The organism is Pseudomonas sp. P2S-1, from assembly GCF_057197725.1.
Genome location: NZ_CM170068.1, coordinates 6,025,834 through 6,043,937 on the forward strand (window position 1 = coordinate 6,025,834; position 18,104 = coordinate 6,043,937).

Sequence of the window (18,104 nt, forward strand, 5' to 3'; positions counted from 1 at the left end):
AACGAGTGCCCCGCTTTGACGGGGCTTTTTCATGTCTGGAGAAAACAGCAATGAGTGGATTTTTTCACGGCGTTACCGTAACGAATATCGACACCGGCGCACGCAGCATCGCGCTGCCGTCTTCTTCCATCATCGGCCTGGTCGACACCTTCACTGAAGGCCCGACCGCCACGGCCAAGGCCAACGACCTGGTGCTGATCACCAGCGAGCGTGAAGCCATCGCCGCATTCGGCGCCGATGCCGCCATCACCAAGGCCTGCCAGGCCGTCTTTGCCCGGGCCAAGTCGGTCATCGTCGCTTGCGGCGTGGCCAAGCTCACCGATGCTGCCGAGCAGACCTCGGCGATCATCGGCGGCGTCGAAGCCGACGGCAAGCGTACCGGCCTGCAGGCGCTGCTCGACGGCAAGAGCCGTTTCAATGCCCAGCCACGCCTGCTGGTGACCCCGAAACACAGCGCCACCCAGGCCGTCGGCACCGCCCTGGTGGCCCTGGCCGACAAGCTGCGCGGCCTGGCGATCATCGACGGCCCGGGCACCACCGACGAGGCTGCCCTGGCCTATGCGGAAAACTTCGGCGCCAAGCGCGCGTTCATGGTCGACCCAGGCGTGAAGTACTGGGACACCGGCGCCGACGCCACCGTCGATGCACCGGCCTCGGCCTGGGTCGCCGGTCTGTTCGCCTGGACCGACAACGAGTACGGCTTCTGGGCCTCGCCATCGAACAAGGAATTCGTCGGCATCACCGGCACCACCCGTGCCGTGGAATTCCTCGATGGCGACGAGACCTGCCGCGCCAACCTGCTGAACAACGCCAACATCACCACCATCATCCGCGATGACGGCTTCCGCCTGTGGGGCAACCGCACCCTGTCCAGCGATCCGAAGTGGGCCTTCGTCACCCGCGTGCGGACCCTGGACATCGTCATGGACGCGATCCTCTACGGCCACAAATGGGCGGTGGACCGCTCGATCACCGCGACCTACGTCAAGGACGTGACCGAGGGCCTGGAGAACTTCATGCGCGACCTGAAGGCCCAGGGCGCGATCATCAATTTCGAGGTCTACGCCGACCCGGACCTGAACACCGCCAGCCAGCTGGAGCAGGGCAAGGTCTACTGGAACATCCGCTTCACCGACGTACCGCCTGCCGAAAACCCCAACTTCCGTGTCGAGGTCACCAACCAGTGGTTGACCGAAGTCCTCGACCAAGCCGCTTAAGGAGAAATACACATGGCAATGATTCCCGAAACCCTCGCCAACCTGAACCTGTTCGTCGATGGCGTCAGCTTTCAGGGCAATGTCAGCAGCCTGACCCTGCCGAAACTGACGGTGAAAGCCGCCGAGCAACGCTTTGGCGGCATGGACGTCCCGGTCGATATCGACCAGGGCCTGGAAAAGCTCACCGCCGAGTTCGCCACCGCCGGCGTGCGTCCCGAGTCGCTGAAGTTCTTCGGCCTGGCGGACAACTCGTCGTTCAACGGTACCTTCCGTGGCGCCTTCAAGGGGCTGAAAGGCAAGGTCACTCCGGTGATCGTCACCCTGCGTGGCGCCCTGACCGTGGTGGAAATGGGTGAGTGGAAGACCCCGAGCGAAAGCTCGGTCAAGCACACCGTTTCCCTGACTTACTACAAGCTCGAGATCGACGGTCGACTGATGTACGAGATCGACCCGCTGGGCATGAAGCGCGTCGTCAACGGTGTTGACCAGCTGATCGCCCAACGTACCGCCCTCGGCCTCTGACACAAGGACAAGCTCGTATGACCCAAGCAACGAAAGTACCTACCTGGATGACCGTCAGCGCCGAGCGTGTGGTGGTCCGGCTCAGTCGTCCCAGCGAGGCCAACGGCGTACAGGTCGACAGCCTGTCGCTGCGCGCCCCGACCGTGCGCGACTTGCGTGCCGCGCAGTCTGGCGGCGGTGAGGATGAACAACGCGAGCTGAACCTGTTCGCGTCCCTGGCGGAAGTCGGCACCAAGGACCTGGAGGGGCTCACCCTCAAGGACTACGGCCGGCTGCAGGCCGGGTATTTTCGCCTGGTGCAGGACGACGAGCTTTGATCCCTCGCGTCAGAAAGCGGCAGCGAAGCGGCTCGCCACGGAGCTGAGATTCTCTGCCACCGAGATCATGACCATGTCGTACTCCGACATGGTCTGGTGGCTCACAGATTGAGCCGGGTTTGCGCGCATGGAGGACAATATGGCGGGCGAACAGGCAACGAAGGCCAGTGCCGGTACCGCGACAGTCTCGAGCCTGGGCTCCACCCAAGGGGCGCAGGACGCTGTCGACCGGTTGATGGCGCAGGTGAAGCTTGTCGGCGATGCGCTGCAGCTCACCCAGCAAAAGGTGGTCGCCCTGGGCGCCGCCTACAGGACTGCGCTGGATCGTGCCGTGCAAGGTGGTCGGGAATGCCTGACCACCTTGAACAGCATCCAGGGCAACCTGAGCAGCCAGATGACGGCAGTGGAAAAACTGACCGGGCTCTACCAGGGCCTGGGCAATGCCATGCAGTCGGCGAAGTTGCCTGCGGGGGCGGTTGGAGCAGCCGATCACGGCAAGACCGTGATCGGCGCGTCCAATACCGTCATGCAGGCGGCCGGGAAGACGGTTCTTGAGAGCGCGTCCTACCAGGATGTGGTGAACGATATTGCGATCAAGGGGCAGGGAGACCCGGAGAAGAGAGAGGCTGCACGGACAAAGATATCCGACAAGGTCACGGACATATCCAACGCTACCGGCATGGGCAAGGCAGAAGCTGCCGAACTGATCCGGGAGATGCTCAACTCAGGGCTCGACCTTGGGCAGTCGTTGGACCTGGCGCCCCTGGCTGCGCAGTTTTCCAAAGGCCAGGGTGTCAGTGCCCAGGATACGGCGGCGCTGTTCCGCAGCCTGCAGGAGGGAGGGGTAACCAACTCCAAGGAGAATCCCGACGCGGTCAAGAATGTGCTGAACCAGATCATCGCTCAGGCCAAGGATGGGAAGGTCGGCATTGGCGATGTCACGCAAATGATGCCGCGCATGATGGCGGCCATGAAAGCCAAGGAGCTTAAAGGCCCTGACAGCGCGATTCTTGCCGCGCAGATGCTGCAAGAGCGTGGCAAAAGCCTGGGGACTACAGTCCAGATCGCGGCGGATGTCGAGTACCAGATCCTCGAGAAGACCCTGCCCGAGGTTCAAAAGAAGGCCAGCACTGATTACGTCGAGGATGATCTGAAGTCTCGCCGCGAAGGATCGGCCCAGATCCACAGCGAGATGGGCGCAGCATTCTCCAGGCTTTCCATCAACATCGGGGATGCGCTGAGCCCGGTCACCGATAAGGTGATGAAGGCGGTAACGGTCGTCGTCAACGGCTTGGCCAATCTGGTACAGGCTTGCGGATCCTTATCCACCGTGCTGGGAACGTTGGTACTGGCGGTCACCGGAGCGGTTTCGGCATTCGCAGCGCTTCGCACCGGGAAGGAGCTGCTGGGCGCTGGCAAGGCGGTATTTGGCCGGGGCGGTGGCGAAGCCGGTGACGGGAAGGGGGCCTGGCTGAAGCGGATAGGTTCCAGGCTCCTCGGGGCCGATGAGCCATTGGGTTCATCGGCTTCTGGCCAGTCCGGTGAGGATGCCGAGTCGAAGGTATTCGTGACGAACTGGCCGGGAGCCCTTACCAAGGAGCCGGCTCCCCCTTCGGAGGGTAAGCGCGAGATAGACGTCGTGGTGAAGAACTGGCCCGCGTCGCTCAAGCCGGAGGCGGGCAAGAAAGGCATTGCCACCGCGAAACGCGAGTCCGGTCCAGCGCTGGACGTGATGGTGAAGAACTGGCCGGCGTCGCTCAAGCCGGAAACGGGCAAGAAGGGCATGGCCCGCGCGAAACGCGAGTCAGGTCCAGCGCTGGACGTGATGGTGAAGAACTGGCCGGCATCGCTCAAGCCGGAGGCTGGCAAGAAGGGCGCTGCCAGCGCGAAACGCGAGCTCGGTCCAGCACTGGACGTGATGGTGAAGAACTGGCCGGCGTCGCTCAAGCCAGAGTCTGGCAGGAAGGGCACGGTCAGTGAGCACGGTAAGTTCGGTGCGGCGCTGGACGTCATGGTGAGGAACTGGCCTGCCTCACCGAAAGAAGAAAAGCCGCCACCGAAAGAGGCGGCCACCAAGACACAGGACGTCGTGGTGAAGAACTGGCCAGCCTCGCTCAAGCCGAACGCTGGCAAGGATGGTGCTGCCGTCAATCAAGGCAGGCGTGGCGTAGCGCTGGATGTCATGGTCAGGAACTGGCCGGGCTCGTTTACCCGGAAACCTGCCAGGGACGCTACTGCCCCTCAGAGGCAGGGGGGCGGCGGGGCGAAAAATGTATGGGTGAGAAACTGGCCTTCGGCCCTTGCCCAGAAAGATCGCAAGGAAACGCCCGCGAAGGCCATCCCGGCAGCCGGCGGCAACAAGGCGACTCGGGTCTTCGTCACCAACTGGCCGGGCAACGCTGCGCCAGGGCGTGATGACGGGACCAAGCAGAAAAAAAGGAAAGGTCCGGACAATAATGCTGGCAAGCCCAAGCGTACCCGGCAAACACGCGAGGAGCGCAGCAACCGGCGAACCTCGGAAAACCTCAAGCGCAGTGCACCGGCCGACTCGCCACATTCGGCACGGTCATCCGCCAGGACGTTCGCTGGCGGCCCGCCATCGCAATTCTCCTTCGGTTTTGCGGGCAATGGCGGGTCATCAGTCAGCCTTGGGGCTGCCGGGAGCGTATGGAGTCGTGCATCTGGAACCTTCAGCAAGGTTGCTTCCTTGGCACGCAACATTCCTGGCTCCCGTTATCTCAACGCAGGGATGACTGCCCTGGAGACCTTCCAGAACGCTGACACTCTCGACGAAAAGGCCGAGGGCTATGGCGCTGCTGCTGGAGATCTTGGCGGGTCTGTGGTCGGTGGCGCAGTGGGGGCAGCGCTTGGTTCGGTACTGATCCCGATTCCCGGGGTTGGAACGGCGATTGGTGCCATGGTGGGCTCCACCCTCGGCGGCATGGTCGGCGGGGACCTGGGTGGGAAGCTGGGCAAGTATCTGTTTGGCTCAGGCGACAAGCCCGAGGATCAGGCAACGCCAACCAAGGCTGCTACGCCAGTCGTTTCACTGGAAAGCAGTACCGCGCGGCAGTATGGGCCGGCAGTACCAGCGCCTGTCTCCGCATCGGTCGCCAGCGAGGCACTCACGCAGCAGGCCGGCAATGTCCAGGTCAACGCAGCGAGCACACCTGCTGCGCAGTACTTCACGGTCTCACCGAGCATCCCGATCACCGTCCAGGGCACCATTGCCGATCCGGTCGATCTCGTTCGTCAACTCACACCGGAGATCCAGCGGCTGTTCGCCGACCTGGCTGCCCAGGCCAATCGAGGCAATCAGATGTGGGATACCCCGGCCAATTCCTACGTCGCATAAAGGAGCATCCCATGGCCTACGTGGAACAACTGCAATCCAGCCTGCGTTCGCTGGTAACGGCAGGCGAGGCCGGGCGGCGCAGTGCCGATGAAATGCTGGGGCCCTTGAATGGTGCCGTCAGCGATATCACCGGTGCGGCCACCGAGCTGGAAAACCTGCCCTTCGTGGGCGAAATGATTGGCAAGAAGCTGCAACGCACCATGCGTGCCATCGAGGTGGCGCAGTCGACGGTGGGGACGGTTGCGGCGACGTACAACCGGGCGGTCAGTGTCATGGGCGAGGTCGAGAGCCGGTTGGAGAGTTTCTCCGAACAAGCCGGCAAGGCCGCCGCTGCAATCAACCGGGTCGCCGGCAAGATCAGCCCGTCGCTGGGTGCGATCCTGCCGACCGGCGCTTTTGCGCCGCAAACAACACCGGCGGAAGAAGCGGTCAAACCCTTTCCACACCTGCTGATCCTGCAGCCACTGCAAAACGGAGCGGAAGCCTTCTACTTCAACCTCGATACCGCAGCGTTCAACCAGTTCAAGCGCACCAAGGCCTTCAACTGGGCCGGCCAGGATCGCCTGTCGCGCAGCAAGGCGCAGCAGGCCGTTGCCATGGGCGATGACAAGATCACCCTGGAGGGCGCGATCTTTCCCTCCTTCAAGGGTGGGCTCGGTCAGTTGGAGCGCCTGCGCAGTATCGGCCAGCAACTGCGGCCGTTCAGTCTCACGACCGGCTACGGAGAGCTGCTCGGCAACTGGTGCCTGCTCAGCGTCAGCGAAACCCAGGACAGCCTCCTGGCAGGCGGCATTCCTGGCAAGCAAGCCTTCACATTGGAGTTCGTGAGCTATGGCGACGATATGTCGAACCTCTGACGGGGATCTGCTCGATACCCTGTGCCAGCACTTCTACGGGCATCTGCGCGGCAGCGTCGAGGCGGTGCTGGACGCCAACCAGGGGCTGGCCGATGAGGCCCAGCCGTTTCGTGCCGGGGTGCTGATCAGGCTGCCGGAGTTGTCCACCGCAGCCGATTCCACGGTCATGCTGTGGGATTGAGCCATTCGCAGTTTCAAGCCCCGCCTCGTGCGGGGTTTGTTTTTTCTGGAGCCTGAACATGCAACCTGTGTTTCGCATCATCGCCGACGGCGAAGACATCACAGCGCTGATCAACGACCGTGTCCTGCTGCTGCGCAGCACCGACAAGACGGGCATGGAATCCGATGATTTCGAGCTCAAGCTCGATGATCGCGACGGTGCCCTGGCCTTGCCAGCACGGGGGGCGCAACTGGAGGTCTACCTCGGCTATGCCGGCCAGGAGCTGACACGCCTGGGGCGCTACACCGTGGACCAGATCGATCTCACTGGGCCGGCCTCGACCATGGAAATCCGTGGCAAGGCCGCGGATATGCGGGGTACCGGCAAAACCATTCGCAGTGGTAGCTGGGAGAACCGGACGCTGCAGCGGATTGTCCGCGATATCGCTGCGCGCAATGGCTGGCAGCCACAGTGTCCCGTGACCACGGTCATCCCCCGGGTCGAGCAGATCAAGGAATCGGATTTCAACTTCATTACCCGTATCGCGCAGCAATACGGCTGTACCGCCAAGATCGCCGACGGGGCGTTATTGGTGCTGCCGCGGCAGGGTGGAAAAAGTGCCAGCGGCAAGGACCTCGGCGTGGTCGAGCTGACGCTGCATGACGTACGGCGCTGGAAGTTTCACCTGAAGGACCGGGCTACCTACAAGTCGGCCCAGAGCCATTACCAGGACCCGGCCACGGGCAAGCAGCAGGCAATCCAGGTAAACAACGAAGACACGCCCGAGGATGTCAGCGCGGTCTTCACCGAGAAGCATATCTACCCGAACAAGAGCGCCGCAGAGCAAGCGGCCAAGGCCCGCCTGGAGGCCTTCAAGCGCAGCACCGCCACGGTGTACCTGGAGATGGCCGGGCGCACCGACCTGTTCGCCGAGCGCATGCTGCGGGTGAAGGGGTTCAAGGACGGCCTCGACGGCGACTATCTGATCGACAACGTTACCCAGACCTTCACGGCTACCGGTTGGGACACCACCGTGCAATGCAACGGCACCAACCAGGGCAAGTCCACGGCGAAAAGCCCAAAGACCAAGCAGAGCAAGCCGCTCAAGGTTACGCAGAGCAAGGAGCCCAAATGAACTTGACCGAACCCGACCTGTTCCGCATCTACCCCAACGCCCGCGCTTCAGCGGGCGTTTTCGTTGCACCGCTGAATGCCGCCATGGCCCACTGGTCCATCGACACGCCACGCCGCATGGCCGCTTTTCTCGCCCAGATCGGCCACGAGTCCGGACAACTGCGCTACGTGAAGGAGCTGGGCTCGGCCCAGTACCTGTCACGTTATGACACCGGCACCCTGGCCCAGCGCCTGGGCAACACCCCCGAGGCCGATGGCGATGGCCAACTGTACTGCGGTCGTGGCCTGATCCAGATCACCGGCCGCAACAACTACCGCGCCTGCAGCATGGCGCTGTTCCAGGACGAGCGCCTGCTGGCGCGTCCGCAGATGCTCGAGGAACCCCAGTGGGCTACCGAATCGGCGGCCTGGTTCTGGCATTCGCGCGGGCTCAACCAACTGGCCGACCTGGGCGAGTTCAACCGCATCACCCGGCATATCAATGGCGGCCTCAACGGCCTGGAGGACCGCCTCAAGCTCTGGGCCCGCGCCCGGGAGGTGCTGTGTTGAGCCGCGCTCGCCTGATCGTCCTGGCCTTGCTGGTGCTGGCGGCCTGCGGGCTGACCTGGCAGGTCCAGACCTGGCGTCATGATCGGGCCATGGCCTTGCGCGAGCGCGAATACGCCCGCGAGCGCCAGCAACAGGCCGAGACCTTTGCCGTGCAGTTGCAGGATCAGCAAAGCCGTCGCCTGGTCCTTGAACAACGCCTGCAGTCCGCCGACCAGACCCATTCCCGGGAGCTTATCGATGCCCAACAGACTCAGGCTCGCCTGCGCGACCGCCTGGCTACTGCTGATCTGCGGTTGTCAGTCCTCCTCGCCAGCGACACCGACTCCACCGCTGTGCCTGCCACCCCCGGCGCCGGCAGCGTGGTTCATGACCCCCCGCGAGCCCGACTTGACCCGGCGCATGCTCGACGAATTGTCGCCATCGTCGGCGACGGCGACGAGGGACTGATCGCCTTGCGCGCCTGTCAGGCCTACGTGCGCGCACTGGTGTACTGAGTGGTGTAGGGTAGGGCGGTTTTTGCCAAGGAGCTCGCCATGGACCCGATCACCGTTCTTTCCACCCGCCTGGGGGAACATCTGCGCCGTTTCAATGCCCAAGTGACCACCGCCGAGTCCTGCACCGGTGGCGGCATTGCCGAAGCCATCACCCGCATCCCCGGCAGCTCGGCCTGGTTCGAGGCCGGCTACGTGACCTATTCCAACGCGCAGAAGACCCGCCAGTTGCAGGTGCCGGAGGCGTTGTTCAGTCAGGTCGGCGCGGTCAGCCGGGAAGTGGTCGAGGCCATGGTCCGCGGCGCCCGGGCCGCCAGTGGCGCGCGCTTCGCCGTGGCGGTCAGTGGTGTGGCCGGGCCCGACGGCGGTTCGCCGGCCAAGCCGGTGGGCACCGTGTGGCTGGCCTTTGCCGACGGCGAGCACGTTTCCAGCGAGCGCCGGCACTTCGACGGCGACCGCGAAGCGGTGCGCCGACAAACGGTAATCGCCGCGCTAGAGGGCTTGTTACACCTTGGTGCGGAGTAATTCACGAATCGGGGGTAGGCGGAAATAAAAGCCTGTGGAATAATACTGGCTACTTATACAGTTGTTTCTGGCCGTCAGGCCCTATCGATTACGTGAGGACTTCAATGGACGACAACAAGAAGCGTGCCTTGGCTGCGGCCCTGGGTCAGATCGAACGTCAATTCGGTAAAGGCGCGGTCATGCGCATGGGCGACCACGAGCGCCAAGCGATCCCGGCCATCTCCACCGGCTCCCTGGGCCTGGACATCGCCCTCGGCATCGGCGGCCTGCCAAAAGGCCGTATTGTCGAGATCTACGGCCCTGAGTCGTCCGGTAAGACCACCATGACCCTGTCGGTCATCGCCCAGGCCCAGAAAGCCGGCGCCACCTGCGCCTTCGTCGACGCCGAGCACGCGCTCGATCCCGAGTACGCCGGCAAGCTGGGCGTCAACGTCGACGACCTGCTGGTCTCGCAGCCGGACACCGGTGAGCAGGCCCTGGAAATCACCGACATGCTGGTGCGTTCCAACGCCGTCGACGTGATCATCGTCGACTCCGTGGCAGCCCTGGTGCCAAAAGCCGAGATCGAAGGCGAGATGGGCGACATGCACGTCGGCCTGCAGGCCCGCCTGATGTCCCAGGCCCTGCGCAAGATCACCGGCAACATCAAGAACGCCAACTGCCTGGTCATCTTCATCAACCAGATCCGCATGAAGATCGGCGTGATGTTCGGCAGCCCGGAAACCACCACCGGTGGTAACGCCCTGAAGTTCTACGCTTCGGTTCGTCTGGACATCCGCCGCACCGGCGCGGTGAAGGAAGGCGACGAAGTGGTCGGCAGCGAAACCCGCGTCAAGATCGTCAAGAACAAGGTCGCGCCTCCGTTCCGTCAGGCCGAGTTCCAGATCCTCTACGGCAAGGGTATCTACCGCAACGGCGAGATCATCGACCTGGGCGTGCTGCACGGCCTGCTGGAGAAATCCGGCGCCTGGTACAGCTACCAGGGCAGCAAGATCGGTCAGGGCAAGGCCAACTCGGCCAAGTTCCTCGCCGAGAACCCGGAAATCGCCGAAACCCTCGAGAAGCAGATCCGCGAAAAACTGCTGAACCCGGGTGCCGTTGATGCTGCTGGCAAAGCCGCCGCAGAAAACGAATCTGCGGAAGATCTGGCTGACGCTGACGCCGACTTCTGAGCCCGCGCATGTCCGTTGTACTCGACACCCCCGTCGCCGTAAGGCGGACAGCCATGGACCTGCTCGCACGCCGCGAGCATGGTCGAGCCGAGCTGACGCGCAAGTTGCGTCAGCGCGGCGCCTCTCCTGAAATGATCGAGCACGAACTCGACCGCCTGGCGGACGAGGGGCTGCTGAGCGAAGCCCGTTATCTGGAAAGCTATATCAGCTCCCGCGCACGCTCGGGCTATGGCCCGTCGCGTATTCGCGAGGAACTGACCCAGCGTGGCCTGCCTCGTGGTGATGTGGAACAAGCGCTGCGTGAAGCCGATATCGATTGGCAGGCGCAGCTGGCGGATGTCTGGCGACGCAAGTTTGCCGGGCAACTGCCGGGGGACCCGCGTGAGCGGGCCAAGCAGACCCGCTTCCTGGTCTATCGCGGTTTTTCCATGGAGAGGGTCGGCCGCCTGCTGAGCGGCCGAAGCCTGGACGATTGAACGCGCTCAGGTGACCTTGACCGGTTGCCGGGCGCGTTGTGCCGTTGGTGCGGGAGACTGCGGGGTTTCGCGGTTTTCCGGCAGGTTGATGAAATCCACCAGTTCCCGCAAGCGGCCCTGATCGCGGCCATTGAAAGCAAACACCAGACGATGCAGATGGCTGAAGCGGGCCTCATCCTGTTCCGGGCCCGAGTAGGCGTGCTGGCTGAAATCGCCGCTCAGGCGCAGATCGGCGAAAGCCTCCTGCATGTCCTGCAGCGCCGCTTCGCTCAACGGATGCTGCATCCGCATGACGAACTGGTTCTTCAGCCAGCGGCTGGAATGATAGTTGGCGTAGAACTGGTTGATTTCGGCGACGGCTTCCTCGGCGCTGTGCACCAGGCGCACCAGCTTCATGTCGCTGGGCAGGATGTAGCGGTTCTCCTCCAGTTGCCGCTTGATAAACGCCAGGGCGTCCTGCCAGAAGCTGCCGCCGGGGGCATCCAGCAGCACCACTGGCACCAGCGGGCTTTTGCCGGTCTGGATCAGGGTCAGGACTTCCAGCGCCTCGTCCAGGGTGCCGAAGCCGCCCGGGCAGAGCACCAGGCCATCGGCTTCCTTGACGAAGAACAGCTTGCGGATGAAGAAGAAGTGGAACGGCAGCAGCTTGTCCGTGCCATCCACCGTGGCATTGGCGTGCTGCTCGAAGGGCAGGGTGATGTTGAAGCCCAGGCTGTTATCCACCCCGGCACCTTCGTGGGCCGCGGCCATGATGCCGCCGCCGGCACCGGTGATGACCATCAGGTCCGAGCGGGCGAGGGTGGCGCCCAGCTCCCGGGCCAGGGCGTACATGGGGTGTTCGACCGGCGTGCGCGCCGAACCGAATACCGTGACCTTGCGCCGCCCCTTGTATTGCTCCATCACCCGGAAGGCATGATCGAGTTCGCGCAGGGCCTGCAGGGTGATCTTGGCGTTCCAGCGGTTGCTGTCGTCGTGGGCCATGCGCAGCACGGTGAGCATCATGTCCCGGTACAGCGGCAGGTTGGGGCTGTCGGCGGCGACCAGGTGCAATTGCTGGTCAATGTGGTCGAGGTCGATCCCCAGGTTCTTGAAGTGGCTGGCTAGCAGCTCGTTGGATAGATAAGGCATGCAAACGTCTCCTTTCTGCAGCAAAAGCTGATCCCTTGGTGTTTTCGTTCTAGGGATGTTGTCGCGGCACGGACGGGGCGCGGACAGCCTCCTTTGTCTGTCCGGAATCTGAAAGGTGTTTGTAATCAATCTAGACCCTGCCGTGCGTTTGCGCTTCGTTGAGCATGTGCGCATAGCGTCATGACAGATCGTCGTTTTATTCGCTTTCGAGCGGTGTGGCGCGCCGCTCGTCAGATCGGATCCAAGTGCGCTTTTGCTCTGTTTTACTGAAACGTAGCGATGCGCGGCTCAGGGAGGCTGCATATGCACCGGGTCAGTCTTGAGGTCGATAGCCAGCTGTTCCGGCTTTTGCAAAATGCGGCTCAGGCCAACAACCTGAGCGTCGAGGAGGAATGCCTGCGTCGGCTTGCAGGCGGCGAGCGGCGATCGCGTTATCTGCAGGCGCTGGTCGCTGAGTTGCGCGCCGATGAAGAGCAGCGGCGCGAAAGCAGTCGCCTGATGTAGTTACTTTTTCTTGCCGTTGATGCCGCAGCTCTGGGCGTTGAAGTTCTCCACCGCCACCGGGCGATTGGTCTTGTACTCGGTGAACTGGTAGGTCAGCACCGCGCCCCGGGCCAGCAACTGGCGGTAGCCGGTGTTGGTGCAAACGCTGGCACCCAGTTGGTCACGCACCTTGTCAGGGTTGGCGCGCATCTGCTGGGCGTGGCTGGCGCGCACGCTCAGGTGGTTGATCAGTTGTGGCCCCTGGACGGTATAGCCCTGGTCGAGGATGTCCTCGTTGATGGCGCGCGGAGTACCGGCGCTGCTGTCCTTGGCGACCTTCTCCAGCATCTGGGTCAGTTCGTATTCCTGCTTGGACGCGGCATTGGCAGCCAGCGGCAGAACCAGCAGCAGGCTCAGGGTAGGGGCGATGAAACGCAGCATTCACTTCTCCAGATTCGGTAACTGGCGCTTTGACCCGCATCCGTACGCCGTGTTCCGTCACGAGCGCAGTCATTCGCAACCATCGATAAGCCAGCGATTATAGTGGAGCAGGAGATTTCCCTGCACGGTAAAGCGTTGTGCCGTAAACTCCCGCCGATTCCGCCCGCCTGAGCGTCCGCAGTGCCTTTCGTCAGCCTTTCTCGCCAAATGTCTTCATGAGCCACGCCGTCTCGCGCCTGCGCGCCGAACGCCTGGCCCGCAGCATCAAACCCTTCGTCGCCCGTGGTTCCCGTGCACCGCGTTGCCCGGACTGCCGGGTGATCTTCGACTATTGCCTGTGCACCTGGCGCCCGCGGGTAGCTGCCGAATCGGGCATGTGCCTGTTGATGCACGATACCGAGCCGCTAAAACCGACCAATACCGGCTGGCTGATCGCCGACCTTATCGAAGACACCAGTGCCTTTGGCTGGCAGCGCACAGTGGTGGACGAACAGTTGCTGGCGCTGCTCGACCAGCCGCAGTGGCAGCCTTATATCGTCTTCCCCGGTGAGTTCGTCGAAGCGTCGCGGGTAGTGACCGAGGTGCGCCCGGCGTCGGGCAAGCGGCCGCTGTTCATCCTGCTGGACGCGACCTGGACCGAAGCGCGCAAGATGTTCCGCAAGAGCCCGTATCTGGACCGTTTCCCGGTATTGAGCCTGGCGCCGGAGCAGATTTCCCGCTATCGCCTGCGCCGCTCCAAGCGCGATGACCATTTCTGTACGGCGGAAGTGGCGGCCATGTGCCTGGAGCTGGCCGGTGACCAGAACGCCGCGCAAGCGCTGGATGCCTACCTCGACGTCTTCAGCGCCCACTACCTCGGCGCCAAGTTCCAGTTGCCGCTGGATAGCGACGACGCCGTCCATCAGCGACTCAAGCCCTTCCTATAGTCCAAGGGGCAAGTGTTGCACTTTGCTTCATAATGATGAAACTTCCGGATCCAGCACAGAACAGGATCATTAGATCGATGGCCACCTACGAAATCCTGATTGCCGATGACCACCCGCTTTTCCGCAGCGCCCTGCGCCAGGCCGTGACCCTGGGGCTGGGGCCTGATGTGCGCCTGGTGGAAGCCGCCAGCATCGCCGAACTGGAGACCCGCCTCGCCGAGAAATCCGACTGGGACCTGGTCCTGCTCGACCTGAACATGCCGGGAGCCTACGGCTTCTCCGGCCTGGTGCTGCTGCGTGGGCAGTATCCGCAGATCCCGGTGGTGATGGTGTCGGCCCAGGAAGAAGCCGCAGTGGTGGTCAAGTCCCGGGAGTTCGGCGCCAGTGGCTTTATCCCCAAGTCCAGCCCGCTGGAGGAAATCCAGGACGCGGTGCGCAAGGTGCTCGATGGCGAGGTCTGGTGGCCGCCGCAGGCGTTCGAGAAGGTGGATGTCTCCGCCGAGGCCAAGGCCGCCAGCGAAGGTCTGGCCAGCCTGACGCCGCAGCAGTTCCGGGTTCTGACCATGGTCTGCGAAGGTTTGCTGAACAAGCAGATCGCCTATGAGCTGAACGTCTCCGAGGCGACCATCAAGGCCCACGTTACCGCGATCTTCCGCAAGCTGGGCGTGCGTACCCGGACCCAGGCTGCGCTGCTGTTGCAACAGCTGGAATCCGTGTCCTCCAGTTGATCATCGACCTTCACGGTTTTTTGACTCGCGGTGCACTAGTCTGCACCGCTCTCCACAGTCGGAAGTGGTTCTCCCTATGTCGCCCTTCAAAGGTCAGACCGGTTTCAAACGTGTTTTCAATGCTGCGGGTTATTCCCTCGACGGTCTGCGCGCAGCGTTCTCCGGTGAGGCGGCGTTCCGCCAGCTGGTGCTGCTCAATGTGATCCTGGTGCCGCTGGCGTTCTGGCTGGATGTCAGCCGCGCCGAACGGGCGATCCTGATTGCGGTGTGCCTGCTGGGCTTGATCGTCGAGCTGCTCAACTCGGCCGTCGAGGCGGCGATCGACCGTATTTCCCTTGATCGCCATCCGCTGTCGAAGAACGCCAAGGACATGGGCAGCGCTGCGCAGTTCGTGGCGCTGACCATGGTTGGCCTGGTCTGGGGCGTGATCCTGCTTTAAGCGATGCTGGGCAGGACGATTTCATCGCTGCGCTGCACGCCGGCGGTGAAACTCCTGCACAGTTCGAGGAATTCGCGCATCGCCGAGGTCTGGTATTTCTGCTTGTGCCAGATGAAGTAGAACTGCCGCGCCAGGTCCAGTTCCGGTGTCTCCACCGGCACCAGGCTGCCGCGGCGGAAGGCGTCGCGCAGGGCCAGGCGGGAAATGCAGCCGATGCCCAGGCCGGACTCCACGGCGCGCTTGATCGCTTCGGTATGTTCCAGCTCCAGGCGGATGTTCAGCGCCGAGCGGTGATGACGCATGGCCTGGTCGAAGGTCAGGCGCGTGCCGGAGCCTTCCTCGCGGAGGATCCAGGCCTCGCGGGTCAGTTCCTCGAGAGTGGCGGTGCCGAGCTTGGCCAGCGGGTGCTGGGGCGCGCAGAAGACGATCAGCTCATCCGCGACCCACGGCTGCACCTCCAGATCCGGATGGTTGCAGTCACCCTCGATTAGACCCAGATCAATTTCGTAGTGAGCGACCTGTTGCACGATATGCGCAGTGTTCTGCACATGCAGCTTGACCTGGCTTTCCGGATGGACCTGCATGAAGCTGCCGATCAGCAGGGTCGCCAGGTAGTTGCCGATGGTCAGTGTGGCGCCTACTGCCAGGGAGCCGAAACCGGACTTGCCGTTGAGCAGGTCCTCGATCTCCTTGGCCTGGTCGAGCAGGGCCACGGCCTGGGGCAGCAATTGATGGCCGAGGGCATTGAGGCTCAGGCGCTTGCCCGCGCGATCGAACAACTGGCAGCTGGATTGCCGCTCAAGCTCGGTGATGGACGTACTGGCCGCCGACTGCGACAGCGCAAGCACACTGGCGGCACGCGACACGCTCTGATGCTGGGCGACGGCGACGAAGACCTGAAGCTGACGAAGAGTAAATCGCATATCTATATAACCGATAAGACATATCTTGATAATTCATTTAACAGATATTGTCCTCCGCATTAAACTATCGCGCAATCGCGCTCTCGGTTTTAGCGCTGCGTTTTTCTCAGGAGCCCCCTTACATGAGCAACATGAACCACGAACGTGTCCTCAGTGTGCACCACTGGAACGACACCCTGTTCAGCTTCAAGTGCACCCGCGACCCGGGCCTGCGCTTCGAGAACGGTCAGTTCGTGATGATCGGCCTGCAACAGCCCAACGGCCGCCCGCTCATGCGTGCTTACTCCATCGCCAGCCCGAACTGGGAAGAGCACCTGGAGTTCTTCAGCATCAAGGTGCCGGACGGTCCGCTGACCTCCCAGCTGCAGCACCTGAAGGAAGGCGATGAGGTCATCATCAGCAAGAAGCCTACCGGCACCCTGGTCCTCGACGACCTGAACCCGGGCAAGCACCTGTACCTGCTCAGCACCGGCACCGGCCTGGCGCCATTCATGAGCGTCATCCAGGACCCGGAAACCTACGAGCGTTTCGAGAAGGTCATCCTGGTTCATGGCGTTCGCTACGTGAACGAAGTCGCCTACCGCGAGTTCATCACCGAGCACCTGCCGCAGAACGAATTCTTCGGTGAAGCGCTGCGTGACAAGCTGATCTACTATCCGACCGTTACCCGCGAGCCGTTCGAGAACCAGGGTCGCCTGACCGACCTGATGCGCAGCGGCAAGCTGTTCAGCGACATCGGCCTGCCGCCGATCAATCCGCAGGACGACCGCGCGATGATCTGCGGTAGCCCGAGCATGCTGGACGAAACCAGCGAAGTGCTGGACAGCTTCGGCCTGAAGATCTCGCCGCGCATGCGCGAGCCGGGTGATTACCTGATCGAGCGTGCTTTCGTCGAGAAGTAAGCCGATATGAAAAAAGCGCAGGCCTTGGCCTGCGCTTTTTTTTGGGGAGCTGCAAGCTGTAAGCCGCAAGTGATAAGTAAAAGCTGCGGCGGCGCGGACTGCTTTTTCTTGCGGCTTGAAGCTTGTGGCTTATAGCGCCCAGAGGGTTCAGCAGCGCTCAGGATCAGCCACCACTTCCAGCACCCTGATCCTCTCCAGCTCCGGATAGTGCCACCTGACCTGCACATCCCAGAACTTGACCCCATACACTCGCTCCGGCGGCGGCACCTGGTAGGCCGGCCGCGGATCCTGGGCCAGGCACTGCTCGATCAGTTCCACCAAGGGCTCAACCAGCCGCTGGGCATGCTCATGGGCCTGCACCAGCGCCTTATCACTCCATTCCACGGCGATGGCCGCAGGCGGCGCACTGGCCATGTCGTTGCTCGCCCCAACGATGCTGTCGGCGTAGGGCACATACGGCTTGATATCGAGAACTGGCGTACCGTCCAGCAGGTCGATGCCTGACAACCACAGCCGACCCGGCTCGACCTTCTCCAGCCTCACCACCGACTGACCGATACCGTTGGGCCGATGGGTCGCCCGGGTTGCGAACACGCCCATGGAGGTATTGCCGCCCAGACGCGGCGGGCGCACCTTCAGCCGGGGCTTTTCTTCCAGCGCCTGGTGAAACAGGAATAGCAGCCACACATGGCTGCACTGTTCCAGGCCGGCCACGGCCTCGCCGGTATCGAACGGTGGTACCAGTTCCAGCACGCCACGGGCCGCCGGGGCCAGTTGCGGCTGACGCGGAATGGCGAACTTCTCCTTGAAACAGGAGCGCACGAAGCCGACTGGCGAGACCTTGTAGTCCATCAGCGATTCAGCCACGGATCCGCTGGCTCAGGCCCTTGAGGAAATTGCGCAGCAGCTGGTCACCGCACGGGCGGAAGTTGTCGTGCCCGACCTTGCGGAACAGCGCGCTCAGCTCGGTCTTGGACACCGGGAAGTTCACCGCCTTGAGCAGGGCGAGGATATCGTCGTCCTTCAGCTCGAAGGCCACCCGCAGCTTCTTGAGGATGGTGTTGTTGCTGACCGGCAGTTCGATCGGTGGCAGCGGGCGGCTTTCATCCCGACCACGGCGGAAGATCACCAGACCATCGAGAAAATGCGCCATGACGTCGTCCGGGCAATGCACGAAGTCCTTGTCGTCCTCCTTCTTCAGGTAGTTGGCCATGTCCGTGTCATTCAGCTTGAAGCCGTTGCTGCGGGCGATCTGGGCCATCTTGGTGTCGGAAATGTCCAGCATGAAGCGCAGGCTGCGCAGTACGTCGTTGTGAATCATCTACAGAGTCCTGTTCGGGAGCGTCGCCAGTGTGGCGC

22 protein-coding genes are annotated in these 18,104 nt (G+C 62.8%); 17 read left to right on the forward strand and 5 right to left on the reverse strand.

Annotated elements, in window-relative coordinates:
• The first annotated feature begins 50 nt into the window (after window positions 1–50).
• The 12 genes from AC2CQI_RS27025 to recX all read left to right on the forward strand — a co-directional run bounded on the left by AC2CQI_RS27025 (window position 51) and on the right by recX (window position 10,775).
• A complete protein-coding gene (locus tag AC2CQI_RS27025) occupies window positions 51–1,217 on the forward strand; it encodes a phage tail sheath subtilisin-like domain-containing protein (RefSeq protein ID WP_484578426.1) in 1,167 nt (388 codons plus the stop codon).
• Between the two features lie 12 nt (window positions 1,218–1,229).
• Window positions 1,230–1,739 (forward strand): phage major tail tube protein, encoded by a 510-nt coding sequence (locus AC2CQI_RS27030; RefSeq protein ID WP_484578427.1) that lies wholly within the window; start codon window positions 1,230–1,232, stop codon window positions 1,737–1,739.
• A 17-nt stretch (window positions 1,740–1,756) separates the two neighbouring features.
• Window positions 1,757–2,056 carry a phage tail assembly protein gene (locus AC2CQI_RS27035; RefSeq protein ID WP_484578428.1) on the forward strand — a complete coding sequence of 100 codons (300 nt, stop codon included), beginning with the start codon at window positions 1,757–1,759 and terminating at the stop codon, window positions 2,054–2,056.
• 139 nt (window positions 2,057–2,195) lie between these two features.
• The gene (locus AC2CQI_RS27040; RefSeq protein WP_484578429.1) at window positions 2,196–5,411 is read left to right on the forward strand and encodes a phage tail tape measure protein; all 3,216 of its coding nucleotides are present in this window, start codon (window positions 2,196–2,198) and stop codon (window positions 5,409–5,411) included.
• Window positions 5,412–5,422: 11 nt separating this feature from the next.
• Window positions 5,423–6,268: a phage tail protein gene (locus tag AC2CQI_RS27045; protein ID WP_484578430.1), complete on the forward strand. Its 846-nt coding sequence runs from the start codon at window positions 5,423–5,425 to the stop codon at window positions 6,266–6,268.
• Window positions 6,243–6,449, forward strand: coding sequence for a tail protein X (locus AC2CQI_RS27050; protein ID WP_484578431.1), 207 nt, complete (start codon window positions 6,243–6,245; stop codon window positions 6,447–6,449). Before AC2CQI_RS27045 ends, AC2CQI_RS27050 begins: the two co-directional genes overlap by 26 nt.
• A gap of 58 nt (window positions 6,450–6,507) precedes the next feature.
• Window positions 6,508–7,563 carry a phage late control D family protein gene (locus tag AC2CQI_RS27055; protein ID WP_484578432.1) on the forward strand — a complete coding sequence of 352 codons (1,056 nt, stop codon included), beginning with the start codon at window positions 6,508–6,510 and terminating at the stop codon, window positions 7,561–7,563.
• A complete protein-coding gene (locus AC2CQI_RS27060) occupies window positions 7,560–8,111 on the forward strand; it encodes a glycoside hydrolase family 19 protein (RefSeq protein WP_484578433.1) in 552 nt (183 codons plus the stop codon). The genes AC2CQI_RS27055 and AC2CQI_RS27060 overlap by 4 nt, the downstream gene beginning before the upstream one ends.
• Window positions 8,108–8,605, forward strand: a complete 498-nt coding sequence (locus AC2CQI_RS27065; protein ID WP_484578434.1) for a lysis system i-spanin subunit Rz — start codon at window positions 8,108–8,110, stop codon at window positions 8,603–8,605. Before AC2CQI_RS27060 ends, AC2CQI_RS27065 begins: the two co-directional genes overlap by 4 nt.
• Before the next feature lie 39 nt (window positions 8,606–8,644).
• Window positions 8,645–9,127 carry a CinA family protein gene (locus AC2CQI_RS27070; RefSeq protein WP_484578435.1) on the forward strand — a complete coding sequence of 161 codons (483 nt, stop codon included), beginning with the start codon at window positions 8,645–8,647 and terminating at the stop codon, window positions 9,125–9,127.
• Window positions 9,128–9,231: 104 nt separating this feature from the next.
• The gene (gene recA / locus AC2CQI_RS27075) at window positions 9,232–10,299 is read left to right on the forward strand and encodes a recombinase RecA (RefSeq protein ID WP_075806169.1); all 1,068 of its coding nucleotides are present in this window, start codon (window positions 9,232–9,234) and stop codon (window positions 10,297–10,299) included.
• Between the two features lie 8 nt (window positions 10,300–10,307).
• A complete protein-coding gene (gene recX / locus AC2CQI_RS27080) occupies window positions 10,308–10,775 on the forward strand; it encodes a recombination regulator RecX (RefSeq protein ID WP_075806168.1) in 468 nt (155 codons plus the stop codon).
• 6 nt (window positions 10,776–10,781) lie between these two features.
• Here the strand turns inward: recX and AC2CQI_RS27085 are convergent, their stop codons facing one another.
• Entirely contained in the window at window positions 10,782–11,903 is a 1,122-nt protein-coding gene (locus AC2CQI_RS27085) for an LOG family protein (RefSeq protein ID WP_484578436.1), read from the reverse strand.
• A gap of 303 nt (window positions 11,904–12,206) precedes the next feature.
• Here AC2CQI_RS27085 and AC2CQI_RS27090 point away from each other — a divergent pair, with 303 nt between their 5' ends.
• A complete protein-coding gene (locus tag AC2CQI_RS27090) occupies window positions 12,207–12,407 on the forward strand; it encodes a hypothetical protein (RefSeq protein ID WP_075806166.1) in 201 nt (66 codons plus the stop codon).
• Here AC2CQI_RS27090 and AC2CQI_RS27095 read toward each other — a convergent pair whose 3' ends face one another.
• Entirely contained in the window at window positions 12,408–12,827 is a 420-nt protein-coding gene (locus tag AC2CQI_RS27095) for a quorum-sensing-regulated virulence factor family protein (RefSeq protein ID WP_075806165.1), read from the reverse strand.
• A 215-nt stretch (window positions 12,828–13,042) separates the two neighbouring features.
• Here AC2CQI_RS27095 and AC2CQI_RS27100 point away from each other — a divergent pair, with 215 nt between their 5' ends.
• The 3 genes from AC2CQI_RS27100 to AC2CQI_RS27110 all read left to right on the forward strand — a co-directional run bounded on the left by AC2CQI_RS27100 (window position 13,043) and on the right by AC2CQI_RS27110 (window position 14,920).
• On the forward strand, window positions 13,043–13,753 hold the full coding sequence (locus AC2CQI_RS27100; protein ID WP_075806164.1) for a tRNA-uridine aminocarboxypropyltransferase: 711 nt from the start codon (window positions 13,043–13,045) through the stop codon (window positions 13,751–13,753).
• Window positions 13,754–13,830: 77 nt separating this feature from the next.
• On the forward strand, window positions 13,831–14,481 hold the full coding sequence (erdR, locus tag AC2CQI_RS27105; RefSeq protein WP_075806163.1) for a response regulator transcription factor ErdR: 651 nt from the start codon (window positions 13,831–13,833) through the stop codon (window positions 14,479–14,481).
• 76 nt (window positions 14,482–14,557) lie between these two features.
• Window positions 14,558–14,920, forward strand: coding sequence for a diacylglycerol kinase (locus AC2CQI_RS27110; protein ID WP_009395173.1), 363 nt, complete (start codon window positions 14,558–14,560; stop codon window positions 14,918–14,920).
• On the opposite strand, the gene AC2CQI_RS27115 is transcribed toward AC2CQI_RS27110, so the two are convergent.
• Window positions 14,917–15,843, reverse strand: coding sequence for a LysR family transcriptional regulator (locus tag AC2CQI_RS27115; RefSeq protein WP_075806162.1), 927 nt, complete (start codon window positions 15,841–15,843; stop codon window positions 14,917–14,919). The two genes, AC2CQI_RS27110 and AC2CQI_RS27115, sit on opposite strands and share 4 nt — an antisense overlap.
• Before the next feature lie 122 nt (window positions 15,844–15,965).
• Here AC2CQI_RS27115 and fpr point away from each other — a divergent pair, with 122 nt between their 5' ends.
• Window positions 15,966–16,745, forward strand: coding sequence for a ferredoxin-NADP reductase (gene fpr / locus AC2CQI_RS27120; RefSeq protein ID WP_075806161.1), 780 nt, complete (start codon window positions 15,966–15,968; stop codon window positions 16,743–16,745).
• Between the two features lie 147 nt (window positions 16,746–16,892).
• Here fpr and tsaA read toward each other — a convergent pair whose 3' ends face one another.
• Together tsaA and AC2CQI_RS27130 are read right to left on the reverse strand one after the other, a co-directional pair.
• Window positions 16,893–17,597: a tRNA (N6-threonylcarbamoyladenosine(37)-N6)-methyltransferase TrmO gene (gene tsaA / locus AC2CQI_RS27125; protein ID WP_484580672.1), complete on the reverse strand. Its 705-nt coding sequence runs from the start codon at window positions 17,595–17,597 to the stop codon at window positions 16,893–16,895.
• 7 nt (window positions 17,598–17,604) lie between these two features.
• Window positions 17,605–18,066, reverse strand: coding sequence for a YehS family protein (locus AC2CQI_RS27130; RefSeq protein WP_484578437.1), 462 nt, complete (start codon window positions 18,064–18,066; stop codon window positions 17,605–17,607).
• Window positions 18,067–18,104: the final 38 nt, after the last annotated feature.